The following is a 13,559-nucleotide window of genomic DNA, read 5'->3' on the forward strand; positions in this document are numbered from 1 at the left end:
ACGATGTGCCATCAAGAAAGGGCGCGGCGGTTAAGCAGGTAAGCGAATGTTGCGCCCCAGCTCATCAAACAACGTCACCACCGAGCGCAGGGCGCGACAATCCGGGCGGGTCAGTAACCAGAGGGCGGTGTCGTAACCGAGCAAAGGCTCAGTCAATGGTTGTAGTCCGTCATCAATCAGAAAGTCCGGCAACGCCGCAACACCCAGTCCCGCTCGCACCAGCTCGGTGACCGACTGCATGCTGTTGCAGCGATAGCCCGGCACCACGCCGGGTAAGTGCTGACGACGCCAGGCGATGGTCGGGTGATCCGGGAGGAAATCGTCGGGAGCGATCCAGGTCAGTGCGGCCAAATCAACAGGCGCCACCCTTTCCAGGTACGCCGTACTCGCACACACCCGATAGGAAATGTCCGCCAATCGCCGGCCGACCAAGTGTTCTGGCGGCGAGCGGGTCAGACGCAAGGCGATGTCGGCATCCCGACGGCTGAGGTTGGCGAAGTCGTTGGAGGTACTCAGCTCTAGGGTCAGCGCCGGGTAGGACGGCATGAATCGCGCCAATGCCGGCAACAACAAACCTTGCAAGACCGAATCGGTGCAGGTCACGCGCACCGTACCGCTGATGACTTCGCCGCCCAGCTCAACACCCACACGGGCGGCTTCCAACGCTTGCTCGGCCCTTTGCGCCTGCTCGGCCAGCGTCTGCGCCAACGTCGTGGGCAGGTAACCGGCACGGCTCTTTTCAAACAGTTGCTGGCCCAACGCCGTTTCCAGCCGGCGCACGGCACGAAACACCGTCGAGACGTCGACTTTCAACAACGTCGAGGCCCGGGCCAGAGAGCCGCCGCGTACCAGAGCGAGAACCAGCGCTAGGTCCGGATATTCCAGCCGGTAGTGCGTCGCTGCATTGAACAATTGGGATAACGCCAATATTGAGTGCGTGGACGCCAATCTATAGTGGCTGCCAGGAATCAACAAGCACAGAGAGAACCCATGGAAACCACCGCGCTGCGCATCGCCCTGATCGGCGATTACGACCCCCTGGTCAGCGCTCACCAAGCCATTCCCGTCGCACTCGGCATGGCCGCCAAACACGCGGGCCTGGACGTGCAATGGCAATGGTTGGCCACTGACCACATCAACGCAGCTACACCGCTCGATGCGTTTGACGGCTTTTGGTGCGTGCCCGCCAGCCCGTATCGCGACGAAGAAGGCGCCTTACGGGCGATCCGTTTTGCCCGCGAACAGCAGCGACCGTTCCTCGGTACATGCGGCGGTTTTCAACACGCCGTATTGGAATACGCCCGCAACGTTTTGGGCTGGGCAGACGCCGAGCACGGTGAAACAGCACCCGGTGCCGCACGGGCCTTGATCACGCCACTGACGTGTTCGTTGGTGGATGCCGTCGACAGCCTCTATCTGGTTGAAGGCTCGCTGATTGCCAACGCGTATGAAAACACCGAGATTCGCGAAGGCTATCACTGCCGCTACGGCGTAAATCCGGCGTTCGAACGGGAACTGCTGCACTCACAACTCAACGCCGCTGGTCACGACTCGACGGGGGATTTGCGGGCGGTGGAATTGAAAGATCATCCCTTCTTCATCGCCACGCTGTTCCAGCCGGAGCGTGCGGCCCTCAAGGGGACTTTGCCCCCCTTGGTGCGCGCCTTGATCGAGGCCTGTGCGAGGCAAAGAGCATGAGCGCCACCCCCTCGCCTGCGGCTTACTATGCGGTGATCTTTACCTCGCTGCGCACTGAGGGTGATCAGGGTTACACCCAGGTGGCCGAGCGCATGGTCGAACTGGCTCGCGAGCAACCGGGCTTCCTCGGGATTGAGTCGGCCCGGGGTGAAGATGGGTTGGGGATTACCGTGTCTTACTGGGCCAGTGAAGCAGCGATCCTTGCCTGGAAGCATCACCCCGAGCACAGCGAGATTCGTCAGCGTGGGCGCTCGACGTGGTATGCGGCGTGTCATACGCGGGTATGCAAGGTTGAGCGAGAATATGAGTTCAAGCGGTAAGTGATGGAGCGCCAAGCTGGACCAAACTCCTAACCGCCGATATCTCCAGCACTTCCCGTCGAGTCATGTACACCCGCAAGGGCTCGGTAATGTTGATCCGGTCATCGATGTTCTGGTCCAGCAACAACTGAATCAACTCACGCTTGAGGGTCATGGCCTGCTCAGGCCCTGCGGCCCATACAAACTCACTGGCAGGAATGATGCCGTCGTCGGCAACGTCCATGCCGAAGGAGTCTTCGCTGAAACGCACGATGTAGTGGCCGGTCTTGCGATTGAAACCGACGAAACCTTTGAGTTGGTCGGCGGCCTGACAGATGAGCTGAGAAGTGATGCGCATGGTAAACCTCACAAAAGGTCAAAAGGACCGGTGATCGATGGTTTACACGCAGGACAAACGAACGGATTTCCCTCTTCCGGAGAAATTACCGGGGCCAAGAATACTGCAAAAAACGGCCTGAACGCGCAGAAAAAAATGGGTTTTAACCACGTTTATGTCAGTCGGACGATGGCGTTAAGCGCGCTCAGTTGTTAAAAGGTACGTCTTTGAAATTTAACTGCGAAAGGATCTCGACCATGCCTGCCACCTTTTCCAAAAGCGCGCTGTTGCTGAGCCTGATGCTCGGCCTCGGCCAGGCACAGGCTTCCAGCCAGCCAACGCCTACCGAATTGGCGACCTCGATGGGGATCCCGCACCCGGCGGTTATCGCCCACCGTGGTGCGTCTTTTGATGCACCGGAATCTACGGCTGCGTCCTATGCGCTGGCCCGCGACCTGGGCGCCGACTATCTGGAAATGGACCTGCAACGCAGCAAGGACGGCGTGCTGTTTGCGCTGCACGACAATAATCTGCAACGCACCACCGATGTCGCTACCCGATTCCCTGAGCGTAAAAACAGCCCCGCCAACCAGTTCACCCTCGCTGAACTGAAAACCCTCGACGCGGGCAGTTGGTTCAATGCGGCTTACCCGGACCGTGCCCGTCCTTCCTACGTCGGTTTGAAAATCCTGACCCTGGACGAAATCATCGACATCGCCCAAGGCAACCCGCTGCACAAACCTGGCCTTTACATCGAAACCAAAGAGCCGAAGCAATTCCCAGGCATCGAACGCGACCTCAGGGAAAAACTCCAGGACCGCGGCTGGCTGAGCCCGGCAGGTTCGAAATTGGCGAAGAGCGAGTTAGCGGTCGGCCAGGGCAAAGGTAAGGTTGTGCTGCAAACCTTTGAAAAGAGCAGCTTGGTTCTGCTGCAAAAAGAAATGCCTAACGTGCCGAAGGTCCTGCTGCTGTGGGTCGGTGAAGGCAGTATCGAGCCGAAATCCACGGTGACGTTCGCCAAATCCGGGGCCACGGACAAAGCCACCTACTACGCCAGCCAGGAGCCGAAAGACAAAGCCGAATTCCAGCAATGGGTTGCATACGCCAAGGCCCAAGGCGCCATCGGCACCGGCCCTTCGGCGGCACTGACCAAGGGCGGCGATCAGAGCTACTCCGACTTGGTGCAACCGTGGATGAACCAGTACACCCACGATCAAGGCATGCTGGTACACGTCTACACCATCGACGATGCGGTGGATTACCAAAAGGTGATGGACGCTGGCGTCGATGGCATCTTCACCAACCGCGCCGGCGAATTGCTGAAGTTCTACAACCGTCCACCGGCGGCGAGCGTCACGCAGTTGTTGCAGAACAATGGGTACTGATCGGCGTCGGCTGTGATGCAGCGTCAACGTCTTCGCGGGCTGGCTCGCGAAGGCGGAATAACCGTCGGGGGAGTTAATTAAGGGTGAGTTAAGTTCGGCTGGATAACCTGAGCGCACTTAAAGAGTTAACCCAAGGAACGAACCTGATGAAAACCCTGACTGCCCTGTTCACTGCTACTGCTCTGACCCTTTGCGCTGGCCTGGCCCAGGCTGATGTTCGCCCGGACCTGATTCCCGGTCTGCTCCAGGCCGGCACCATTATGGACCTGGAAAAACTCAACCAGACCGCCCTCGCCCAGCACTCTGGCACAACGGCGGCGAACATCACTGAGACCGAACTCGATAAGAACGCTGCCGGCGCGTATGTCTATCAGGTGGAAATCCGCGACGCCAAAGGCGTTAAGTGGGACGTGGACCTCGACGCCAAGACCGGTCAGGTACTGCGCAACAAGCAAGACAAGTAACCCCACCCGCACAAAAGCCGCACGATCTTCGGATCGTGCGGCTTTTGTGCGTGTGGCTCAGGCAAAGGAAATCCAGCCAACGCCAGGCGAGCCGGCTAGAATCCCCCAGGACTAAACAGCGTGTATAAGCAGAGACGACGGCTATGGGGCAAACAGCGGCAGCAGACATTGCCACAATCGGTCGAATCAGCGCTGTTCCGGCGATTCTTCAAGTCATACGTGAACTGACTGGCCTTCGCTTCGCCGCCGTCGCACGGGTAACAGAACACTCATGGACAGCGTGTGCGGTGCTTGATCAGCTGGATTTCGGCCTGCAGGTGGGTGGGGAGCTGGACGTGGTCACGACCTTATGCCACGAGATTCACTCGGCCCACGGTGCGGTGGTCATCGACAAGGCCAGTGAAGACCCGCTCTACAGAGACCATCACACGCCTCGCCTGTACAAATTCGAAAGCTATATCTCGGTGCCCGTGTTCCGCACCGATGGCAGCTTTTTCGGCACGATCTGCGCACTCGACCCGGAACCGGCCCTACTCAAGTCCAGCAAGATCCAGAGCACCATGGCGTCGTTCGCACGGATGCTGGCGCTACAGATCGAGGCTGAGGAAAACCATCAACAGACCGAAGCTGCACTGCATCAGGAACGGCACACCTGCGAGCTGCGCGAACAATTCATCGCCGTACTCGGTCATGACTTGCGCAACCCGTTGTTCGCCATCAGTGCGGCGGCCGAAATGCTCCAACGCAAGTTTTCGAACCCGGCCAGTGACCGACTGGTGAACCACATTCTCACTAGCTCGCAACGCGCCGCGCAGTTGGTGGATGACGTCCTCGACTTTGCCCGTGGACGACTGGGCAATGGCATTCCGGTCAATATCCAAGCGTGCCAAGACCTTGACGACGCGCTCAAGCATATCGTTTCAGAGATCCAGAGCCTGTATCCGCAACGGGTCATTCGCTCATCGATCAGCCCTTTACGGGGTATTCACTGTGATCGCGCACGCGTCGCACAGCTGTTGTCCAACCTGCTGGCCAATGCCATGGTGCATGGTGATACCGACGGTGAGGTCGAGATCACTGCACTCGCGGATCAAGGCACCTTGATGCTGGCGGTCAGAAACCAAGGGGAAATCCCCGAGCAAGTGCTGCCGCACCTTTTCCAGCCCTATACGCGCCACAACCGCGACGCCCCTCAAGCGGGCCTGGGGCTGGGCCTCTACATTGCCAGCCAGATTGCTCAGTCCCATGGCGGTCGCCTGCATGTTGCGTCCACGGCACAGCACGGCACGCTGTTTACGTTCAGCCTGCCCTCGACAATTTAAGCCGTGGTGCTGACCAAAGAACCCGAGGTGCTCGAACTGGATTTTTGCAACGCCTGCAAAAGTGCCGCGGTCGCGGTCTGCAACGAACCGGAAGTGGCTGCGATCTGCGATTGCGCCGCCGCGACAGCCGTCGCTTTGGCCTCAGGGCTTTCCTGCTTGGCCTGAATCGCTTGCAGTTGACGCTGCTGTTCCTGCAATAGCTTTTGCAGCTGGGCGATCTGCTTGCGCATTGCTTTTACCGCCGACGATTCAGTGCTACCACTGGTGCTGCCGCCGCCAGACACAGGTGCCCCGCCGCCAGACGCCTTAGCGGTGCCGCCGGATGCGCTGGCAGTGCCCGTGGCCGTCGTTGCGCTGGTGTCTTCGCTGCTGCCCTTGACGGCAACGTTGCTGGACGGCGTAGAAAGGGTCTGGTTGATCGAAATCGAGGTGATGCTGACCATGGGTCCAATCCTTTTTTAAGTTAAAGGTAAATCCGTCATCGACACAGACGGGCCAAACTTGAGGGAAACTGTGTACCGCGTCGGTAAAAAAACCGGTACACAGGTATTTTCCGTCAGGCGCTCAGACGGGCCGTGACTTCGTTCAACTGCCCCGACAACCCATGCAGGTTGTGGCTTGCCGCCTCAGTGCGCTGCACGTTGTCCAGGTTGGTGCTGGCGATACTGGTGATCTCAGTGAGGTTGCGCGAAATGTCCTCGGCCACCGAGGTCTGCTCTTCGGCAGCGGTAGCGATCTGGCGGTTCATGTCACGAATCGCTTCCACGGCATGGGTGATGCGCTCCAGCATGGCCCCAGCCTCAGTCACCTGAGCGACACTTTCTTCGCTGCGCGACTGGCCGCTTTCAATCGCCTGAGCTGCGTCCACCGCACCGGTCTGCACACTTTGAATGATCTGGTTGATCTCGATGATCGACGCCGCCGTGCGCTGGGCCAGGCTGCGCACCTCATCGGCTACCACGGCAAAACCGCGTCCGGCTTCACCCGCACGTGCCGCTTCAATCGCGGCATTGAGCGCCAGCAAGTTGGTTTGCTCGGCGATGCCGCGAATCACTTCAAGAACCTTGCCGATACGCCCGCTATCAGTTTCCAGACGCCGGATGACCGTGGCAGTGTTGGCGATTTCGCCGCGCATCTGAGTGATCGTGTGAATGGTGCCCTGCATGACCTGCTCACCCTGCTGGGCGGATTGGTCGGCATCGTCGGCCGCACGCGCCGCATCGGCCGCGTGGCGAGCCACTTCCTGCGCGGTGGCGGACATTTCGTGCATGGCCGTGGCCACCTGATCGGTGCGGGTGAACTGCTCGTTGGTGCCGCTGGCCATGAGGCTGGCGATGGCATTCAGTTCGCCGCTGGCGCTGTCCAGTTCCGACGCACTGCGCTGCAAACGGCTGAAGGTTTCAGCGAGAAAGTCACGCAGCGTATTGGCAGCGGTCGCCAGCTTGCCCAGTTCGTCCTGACGGCGGCTGTCCACACGCTCGGCGAACTTGCCCTTGGCCAGTTGCGCCACGTAATCGATCAGTTTGCGAATCGGCGCCACCAACTGACGGTTGACCAGCCACAGGCTAAACAGGCCGATCAACAACCCTGACACCAACATCACGATGATACCCAGCAGCACCGTGCGTTCGGCGCTGGCGCTGATCAATGCCGACTGCTCGGTGCCATGCTTGCGTAATTCGCTGACCAGCTCACTCATCTGATCGCTGGTAGCACGGTCCACGCCCTTGACCGCGTTGTCGCCGGCCGTTGGGTCGGCACCGGCAGCAACATAGGCATCGCGGCCCTTCTGATAAGCAGCGCCCAGCAGGCGGTGTTCGTCACGCAGTCGTTCAATGCGCGCCTTGAGTTGTGCGTCCAGGTCTTTCTGCGCGGTCAATTCGCCGAGAATCCCCTGCACGTCGCGTTGGCGATCTTCGAACTGCTGCCAGTATTTATTGAGATCGGCCGGCTGCTTGCCGCGAAGCAGAACGTTTTTCCATTCCTGGACCTGAACCTTGAATTGCAGGTTGGCTTCGTCGATCAGTTGCGAAGTGTGCAGCGGACCGTCGATCAGGTTGGCGTAGTTTTGTACGCCGCTGGACAGAAAGTGAAAGCAGGCCAGGGCGATCAGTAACATCGCCAGCAGGCTGCCACTTAACAGGGCGAGAATTTGTGCTCTCAAGGATTTTTGCAGCATCGGCTGATACTCATGACAGGAATAAGGCACGCTTTGATGGGCGTGAAAAGACATCCGAACATCCCTGTCTGCGCCGCTGGCTCGTGACAAGCGCCGCACAACTACATGCCTGCGTCATCGGCGTTCCATCGCCGTTCTTGAACCCATTCCGACCACTGGTAACAGTCAGTTTTACGGCGCCATACAACCGTCACAAAACGGTCAAAACACCCTGCAATGATGCGGTTCAGTGAGCCTGTGAAATCCCGGCAGGCGCTTCCTTCAGCGAGACTTCATGAACCACAGCATTGATCAAAGCCACCGTGATCCCGATCTGTTCGGCCTGCTTTACGGGTTCCGTTTCCTCCCCGGCGAACGCGGCCAAGAGATCGATTCGGCCAAAGCCCTGCAATGCCTGCAGCAACCAGACGCTGCCGAAGAGTTCCTCTGGCTGCACCTCAACCTCGCCCACGCGGCCTGTGAGCGCTGGATGAAAAGTCACCTGGAGCTGCCAGTAGAGTTTTTCGAAGCGCTGCACGAAGGCTCACGCTCAACGCGCATCGAGCACGTCGACTCAGCATTGTTGGCCGTGGTCAATGACGTGGTATTCAACCTCCACAGCATGGTGTCGTCGGATGTCTCGACGCTCTGGGTGTGTGCCCGCAGTCGCTTGATTATCAGCGCGCGACTACAACCGCTGCACTCAGTGGACAAGCTGCGCTCGTCAGTCAAAGCCGGTGAATGCTTTCGTTCGCCGCTGGAGTTACTGGTGCATTTATTGCGCGATCAAGGGGAAGTGCTAACGCAAATCGTGCGCAAGACCAGCCAAAGTGTCGATCAGATCGAAGATGAGTTGTTGTCGTCAAAACTGTCCACCAACCGCGCCGAGCTAGGGGCTAACCGTCGATGGCTGGTGCGCCTGCAACGGCTGTTGGCGTTGGAGCCGGGATCATTGCTGCGCTTGCTCAACCGTCCACCGCAGTGGTTACAAAAGGAGGACGTCAAGGAGTTGCGCAAGTCCACCGAGGAGTTTGCCCTGATCATCAACGACCTCACGGCCCTCGGCGAACGGATCAAGTTGTTGCAGGAGGAAATCGCCGCCAACCTCAACGAACAGAGCAACCGCACGCTGTTCACCCTGACGGTGGTCACGGTACTGGCACTGCCGATCAACATCATCGCCGGCTTCTTTGGCATGAACGTCGGCGGTGTCCCGCTCTCCGGCGACCCTGAGGGTTTCTGGATTCTGGTGGCGCTGGTGGTGACGTTTACCCTGATTGCCGGACGCTGGGCGTTTCGCAAGCGTCAGGATTATTGAGCGCAGCTGAGATCAAACGCCCCCCAGAAAGACCAAACACTGACGCAACGCAGCCTCTCTGTAACATTTTGAGACGATCATGACGAACATTCCTTCCGCCCTCAGGATTGCCCGTCATGGCTACGCCCTCATTGACCGCCGCCCCAGCGTCCGCCCGCGGTGCCAGACCACGGTTTGATAAAAAGCCCGGTGTGTTCACTCTGGTGATTTTTTTCGCGGTACTGGGCAGCGGGCTACTGTTCACCGCCTACAGTTTGATGCACGACATGCACGAACTCGGTGCGGTGGTGACCACCTGGACACCGTTTCTGCTGCTGGGCGTGGCATTACTGATCGCCTTGGGCTTTGAGTTCGTCAATGGTTTCCACGACACCGCGAACGCCGTCGCGACGGTAATTTATACCAACTCGCTACCGCCGAACTTTGCCGTAGCCTGGTCGGGTTTCTTTAATTTTCTCGGTGTGCTGCTTTCCAGTGGTGCAGTGGCGTTCGGGATCATCGCCCTGCTCCCCGTCGAGCTGATTCTGCAAGTCGGCTCATCGGCCGGTTTCGCAATGATTTTTGCCCTGCTGATCGCCGCCATCCTGTGGAACCTCGGCACCTGGTGGCTAGGGCTGCCAGCGTCGTCGTCCCACACCTTGATCGGCTCGATCATTGGCGTCGGCGTGGCCAACGCCCTGATGCATGGCCGTGATGGCACCAGTGGTGTGGACTGGGCCCAGGCAACCAAAATCGGTTACGCCTTGCTGCTTTCGCCGCTGGTAGGATTTGGCTTTGCCGCGTTGTTGCTGCTGGCCTTGCGCGCTTTCGTCAAGAATCGGGCGCTGTACAAAGCGCCCAAAGGCGATGCCCCGCCACCGTGGTGGATTCGTGGCCTGCTGATCCTGACCTGCACCGGCGTGTCATTTGCTCACGGTTCCAACGACGGCCAGAAAGGCATGGGCCTGATCATGCTGATTCTGGTCGGCACGTTGCCGATGGCGTATGCGCTGAACCGCACGATGCCGGCCGATCAGGTATTGCAGTTCGCCGCCGTCGCCGAAGTCACCCAACAAGCACTGGTAAAAAATACGCCGTTGCCAGCCCCAGCCGACCCTCGGGCGGTGCTGTCCGATTACGTGCGCAGCAAGGACGCTACGCCACAACTGGTTCCCGCCCTCGCCGCACTGGCCGGCAACATCGGTAGCGAAGTGAAGGGCTACGGCTCACTGTCCAAAGTGCCGGCTGAAGCCATGGGCAACGTGCGCAACGACATGTATTTGACCAGCGAAACCATTCGCCTGATGGACAAGAACAAGGTCGGCAATTTCGACGCCGACACCCACGACAAGCTGCAACTGTTCAAGCAACAGATCGACAACGCCACCCGATTCATTCCGCTGTGGGTGAAAATTGCCGTGGCCATCGCGCTGGGCCTGGGCACCATGGTCGGCTGGAAACGCATTGTGGTGACCGTCGGCGAAAAAATCGGCAAGACACACCTGACCTACGCCCAAGGCGCGTCGGCAGAAACCGTGGCCATGCTGACCATCGGCGCTGCTGACATGTTCGGTTTACCGGTCTCCACGACGCACGTCTTGTCCTCAGGGGTAGCCGGGACCATGATCGCCAACGGCGGTGGCTTGCAGATGAAGACCATCCGCAACCTGTTGATGGCCTGGGTGCTGACGTTGCCAGCAGCGATTGTGCTGTCGGGCAGTTTGTATTGGCTGTTCACTCAATTGTTCTAACCTTCGGCGTATCACCCGAATCCCGGCCGGGTTTCCGTCCGGGATTTTTCAGTTTTGGCCCTGCCATTTATTCGTCATGACACGGGCATTGACTGGCCAGCGCGGGCTCGCGCTTCAGTTTGCAAACGTCAGGCCGATGCTTATGAGAGTCGATGCATTCAGGAGGAAGAGCCGTGAATCTGTACATCAATCAGCTTCAGAAAAAAGCTGACTTCAAAGAAGCCATCTACACCGGCGATATTTTCTTGAACACCGAGCTGAGTGCCGCCAAAGCGCTGTGTGCATTCGCCCAGGAAAGCATCACCGCCGCGTTCAATGGCGAGACCCGCCACCAGGCCCTGCACACCCTGATGCCGGTGGAAGAATTCGTGGTGCTGGTGACACGACTCAAGGGCCAGTTCACCAACAGCCTGCGCGCCAAAGAATTGATCCTCAGCTTCATCAATGAAATCGGCGCCGACCCGCGCGAGTATATTTTCGACGTGCCGCGGATTCGCGTCGTGCCCAACTACGAGTACCTGCACGCGGGCGTCAGCTACGCCTACAAGCCCCATCGCGATACCTGGTACGGCAGCGTCGATTGCCAGATCAATACCTGGATGCCGGTTTACACCATCAGCACCGACCAAACCATGATGATCAACGGCGGCTATTTCGACGTGCCGGTGCAGAACACCTCCAGCGAATGGAGCCTCAACGACTGGATCAGCAATCAACGGCACAAAGCCAAGGACAACCTCAAAGAGGAAGTCCGCCTCCACCCAGTGCCACTGGAAGCGATCAATAGCGCGTCTGAAGTACGCATTGCCGGTAACACCGGTGACATGCTGATTTTTTCCGGCTCGCACCTGCATGGCACCGTTCCCAACCACACCCAACAGACCCGTTTCAGCGTGGACTTTCGCCTGATGCACCTCGACGACCTAAAGCACAAACGCGGTGCGATCAACGTCGACAGCGCCTGCACTGACGTTGCCGCAGGGTTCAAAGACTATTTCCACGCCCACGACTTTTCGAACTTCCAAGGAATCCAGCAATGACCAAGCGTCGCATCACGCCCGCCGAGGCCCAGTACAACGAAACACGCGCCAATGTCCTGAAACGGGTCGATGCCGAGTATGTAGCCGATGCGCCGTTCGTCTTCGCCAACCGCATCGGCGTGACCGCGGCACTGTCGCGCATGGAACTGTTCAAGAAAGTGGCCGAAATACCGGGTGCGATCATCGAGTGTGGTGTGTACAAGGGCAATTCGCTGATGCTCTACATGCATTTGTCGATGATTCTGGAACCCTACGCGATCAACCGCTCGATCATTGGCTTCGACACGTTCGAAGGCTTCCAGAGCATCGACCAGAAAGAAGACCCGGCCGACGTCAACGAGACCATGTTCTCGGACACCGACCAGTCACTGATCCAGGACATGATCGACGCCAACGACCTGCTGCGCCCGGTCAACCGGATACCGCGTTGCGAGCTGGTCAAAGGCGACATCGTCAAGACCGTTCCGGAATGGGTCAAGACCCGTCCTGACTTGGTAGTAGCGATGCTGATCCTCGACACCGACCTGTACGAATCGACCAAAGTTGCGCTGCAAACCTTCCTGCCGTACATGCCAAAAGGCGCAATCGTGGTTCTGGACGAAGTCGCCTACCGCAACTTCCCAGGTGAAACCAAAGCCCTGCGTGAAGTGCTGGACCTGAACAAAATCGAACTCAAGCGCCTGCCGTTCGACTCCTGCGTAGGCTACTTCCACGTCTGACGCCTAAACGCTTTGGGAGCGAACCTGCCCGCGATGGCGGACCCTCAGTCAACATCCAGGTTGCAAGTGCGCACAGGCCTTCGGGTCAGTGCGCTGTCGCAATGATTTGCCCCAGCCAATCCATGAACGCTCTCACCCGCAAGGGCAAGTGTCGTTGCCGTGCATACAGCAGCGACACTTGCATCGACGGCGCGCAGTGCTGCGGCAACACCGCCACCAGCTCACCGCTCTGCAAGTACGGCTGCATGCCCATCAGCGGCGCCTGAATTAACCCGAGGCCGCCCCGACACGCCGACTCATAAGCATCCGTGCTGTTGACCGTGATGCTGCCGGCCATCGGCACCCGATGCAGCTCGCCCTGCTGCTCATACAAAAAACCTTCCGGGCGCGAACCCAACACGCCGACGTAATGAACCAGCCGATGCTGGGCCAAATCTTCCAGGCGCTGCGGTATGCCGAAACGCTGCAAGTAAGCCGGGCTGGCGCAATTGACCATGGCGAAGTCGCACAGATGGCGCGCGACCACCGATTGATCAGGTTGCGCGCCGACCCGCACCACGCAATCGAAACCCTCGCTGAGCAGATCGACCCGACGGTCGGTGCAACTGATTTCCAGCTCAAGGCGGGGATGCTCGGCCATGAATTCTGGCAATCGCGGCATCACCACCCGACGGGCAAGAATGTTCGGCATATCAATACGAATTCGTCCGGCGAGGGACGCCTTGTCCTGCTTGAACAGCCCTTCGATTTCATCCATATGCGACAGCAAATCTTTGCTGCGCTCGTACAACACCAGACCATCCTGGGTCGCTTGAACCTTGCGCGTGGTCCGTTGCAGCAGGCGCGTGCCCAGCAGCGCTTCCAACGCACGGACGTGCTCGGACACGGTAGACCTGGGCAGGCCAAGGCTTTCGCCGGCGAGGGTAAAACTCGACACTTCGCTGACGCGCACGAACGTGCGCAACAGTTCAAGTTTGTTCATGGGCAGCCCTCTATTGTTCGGATTAATCGGCCAGTGATTCCGATTTACTCCTGTTTATCACCCTGAGCCGGACAAATAAACTTCCCAGCACATCATCACTCACTGCT

The 13,559-nt window shown here is 58.8% G+C and carries 14 protein-coding genes; 9 read left to right on the forward strand and 5 right to left on the reverse strand.

What is annotated here, in order from left to right; genetic code table 11:
- Positions 1 to 30 precede the first annotated feature (30 nt).
- Positions 31 to 975, reverse strand: coding sequence for a LysR family transcriptional regulator (locus RHM68_RS18610; protein WP_322223852.1), 945 nt, complete (start codon positions 973 to 975; stop codon positions 31 to 33).
- 15 nt (positions 976 to 990) lie between these two features.
- Here RHM68_RS18610 and RHM68_RS18615 point away from each other — a divergent pair, with 15 nt between their 5' ends.
- Both RHM68_RS18615 and RHM68_RS18620 read left to right on the forward strand, forming a co-directional pair.
- Positions 991 to 1,698 carry a CTP synthase gene (locus RHM68_RS18615; RefSeq protein ID WP_322217597.1) on the forward strand — a complete coding sequence of 236 codons (708 nt, stop codon included), beginning with the start codon at positions 991 to 993 and terminating at the stop codon, positions 1,696 to 1,698.
- On the forward strand, positions 1,695 to 2,018 hold the full coding sequence (locus RHM68_RS18620) for an antibiotic biosynthesis monooxygenase (protein ID WP_322217600.1): 324 nt from the start codon (positions 1,695 to 1,697) through the stop codon (positions 2,016 to 2,018). Before RHM68_RS18615 ends, RHM68_RS18620 begins: the two co-directional genes overlap by 4 nt.
- On the opposite strand, the gene RHM68_RS18625 is transcribed toward RHM68_RS18620, so the two are convergent.
- Positions 2,008 to 2,355, reverse strand: coding sequence for a DUF2025 family protein (locus tag RHM68_RS18625; RefSeq protein WP_322217602.1), 348 nt, complete (start codon positions 2,353 to 2,355; stop codon positions 2,008 to 2,010). The genes RHM68_RS18620 and RHM68_RS18625 overlap by 11 nt on opposite strands.
- Positions 2,356 to 2,591: 236 nt before the next feature.
- On the opposite strand from RHM68_RS18625, the gene RHM68_RS18630 reads away from it, so the two are divergent.
- The 3 genes from RHM68_RS18630 (at position 2,592) to RHM68_RS18640 (ending at position 5,505) form a co-directional block, all read left to right on the forward strand.
- Positions 2,592 to 3,719: a glycerophosphodiester phosphodiesterase gene (locus tag RHM68_RS18630; RefSeq protein WP_322217603.1), complete on the forward strand. Its 1,128-nt coding sequence runs from the start codon at positions 2,592 to 2,594 to the stop codon at positions 3,717 to 3,719.
- A gap of 146 nt (positions 3,720 to 3,865) precedes the next feature.
- Entirely contained in the window at positions 3,866 to 4,183 is a 318-nt protein-coding gene (locus RHM68_RS18635; protein ID WP_322217605.1) for a PepSY domain-containing protein, read from the forward strand.
- 143 nt (positions 4,184 to 4,326) lie between these two features.
- Positions 4,327 to 5,505 (forward strand): GAF domain-containing sensor histidine kinase, encoded by a 1,179-nt coding sequence (locus tag RHM68_RS18640; protein WP_322217607.1) that lies wholly within the window; start codon positions 4,327 to 4,329, stop codon positions 5,503 to 5,505.
- Here RHM68_RS18640 and RHM68_RS18645 read toward each other — a convergent pair.
- Together RHM68_RS18645 and RHM68_RS18650 are read right to left on the reverse strand one after the other, a co-directional pair.
- On the reverse strand, positions 5,502 to 5,948 hold the full coding sequence (locus tag RHM68_RS18645; protein ID WP_322217610.1) for a hypothetical protein: 447 nt from the start codon (positions 5,946 to 5,948) through the stop codon (positions 5,502 to 5,504). The two genes, RHM68_RS18640 and RHM68_RS18645, sit on opposite strands and share 4 nt — an antisense overlap.
- Positions 5,949 to 6,061: 113 nt before the next feature.
- On the reverse strand, positions 6,062 to 7,684 hold the full coding sequence (locus RHM68_RS18650; RefSeq protein WP_322223854.1) for a methyl-accepting chemotaxis protein: 1,623 nt from the start codon (positions 7,682 to 7,684) through the stop codon (positions 6,062 to 6,064).
- A 274-nt stretch (positions 7,685 to 7,958) separates the two neighbouring features.
- On the opposite strand from RHM68_RS18650, the gene RHM68_RS18655 reads away from it, so the two are divergent.
- The 4 genes from RHM68_RS18655 (at position 7,959) to RHM68_RS18670 (ending at position 12,470) form a co-directional block, all read left to right on the forward strand.
- Positions 7,959 to 8,981 carry a transporter gene (locus tag RHM68_RS18655; protein WP_322217613.1) on the forward strand — a complete coding sequence of 341 codons (1,023 nt, stop codon included), beginning with the start codon at positions 7,959 to 7,961 and terminating at the stop codon, positions 8,979 to 8,981.
- 116 nt (positions 8,982 to 9,097) lie between these two features.
- On the forward strand, positions 9,098 to 10,711 hold the full coding sequence (locus RHM68_RS18660) for an inorganic phosphate transporter (RefSeq protein ID WP_322217615.1): 1,614 nt from the start codon (positions 9,098 to 9,100) through the stop codon (positions 10,709 to 10,711).
- A gap of 173 nt (positions 10,712 to 10,884) precedes the next feature.
- The gene (locus RHM68_RS18665) at positions 10,885 to 11,751 is read left to right on the forward strand and encodes a hypothetical protein (protein WP_322217618.1); all 867 of its coding nucleotides are present in this window, start codon (positions 10,885 to 10,887) and stop codon (positions 11,749 to 11,751) included.
- Positions 11,748 to 12,470 (forward strand): TylF/MycF/NovP-related O-methyltransferase, encoded by a 723-nt coding sequence (locus tag RHM68_RS18670; RefSeq protein ID WP_322217620.1) that lies wholly within the window; start codon positions 11,748 to 11,750, stop codon positions 12,468 to 12,470. Before RHM68_RS18665 ends, RHM68_RS18670 begins: the two co-directional genes overlap by 4 nt.
- Before the next feature lie 85 nt (positions 12,471 to 12,555).
- Here RHM68_RS18670 and RHM68_RS18675 read toward each other — a convergent pair whose 3' ends face one another.
- Entirely contained in the window at positions 12,556 to 13,452 is an 897-nt protein-coding gene (locus RHM68_RS18675) for a LysR family transcriptional regulator (protein WP_322217622.1), read from the reverse strand.
- Positions 13,453 to 13,559 lie beyond the last annotated feature (107 nt).

This window comes from Pseudomonas sp. DC1.2, assembly GCF_034351645.1.
GTDB lineage: Bacteria > Pseudomonadota > Gammaproteobacteria > Pseudomonadales > Pseudomonadaceae > Aquipseudomonas.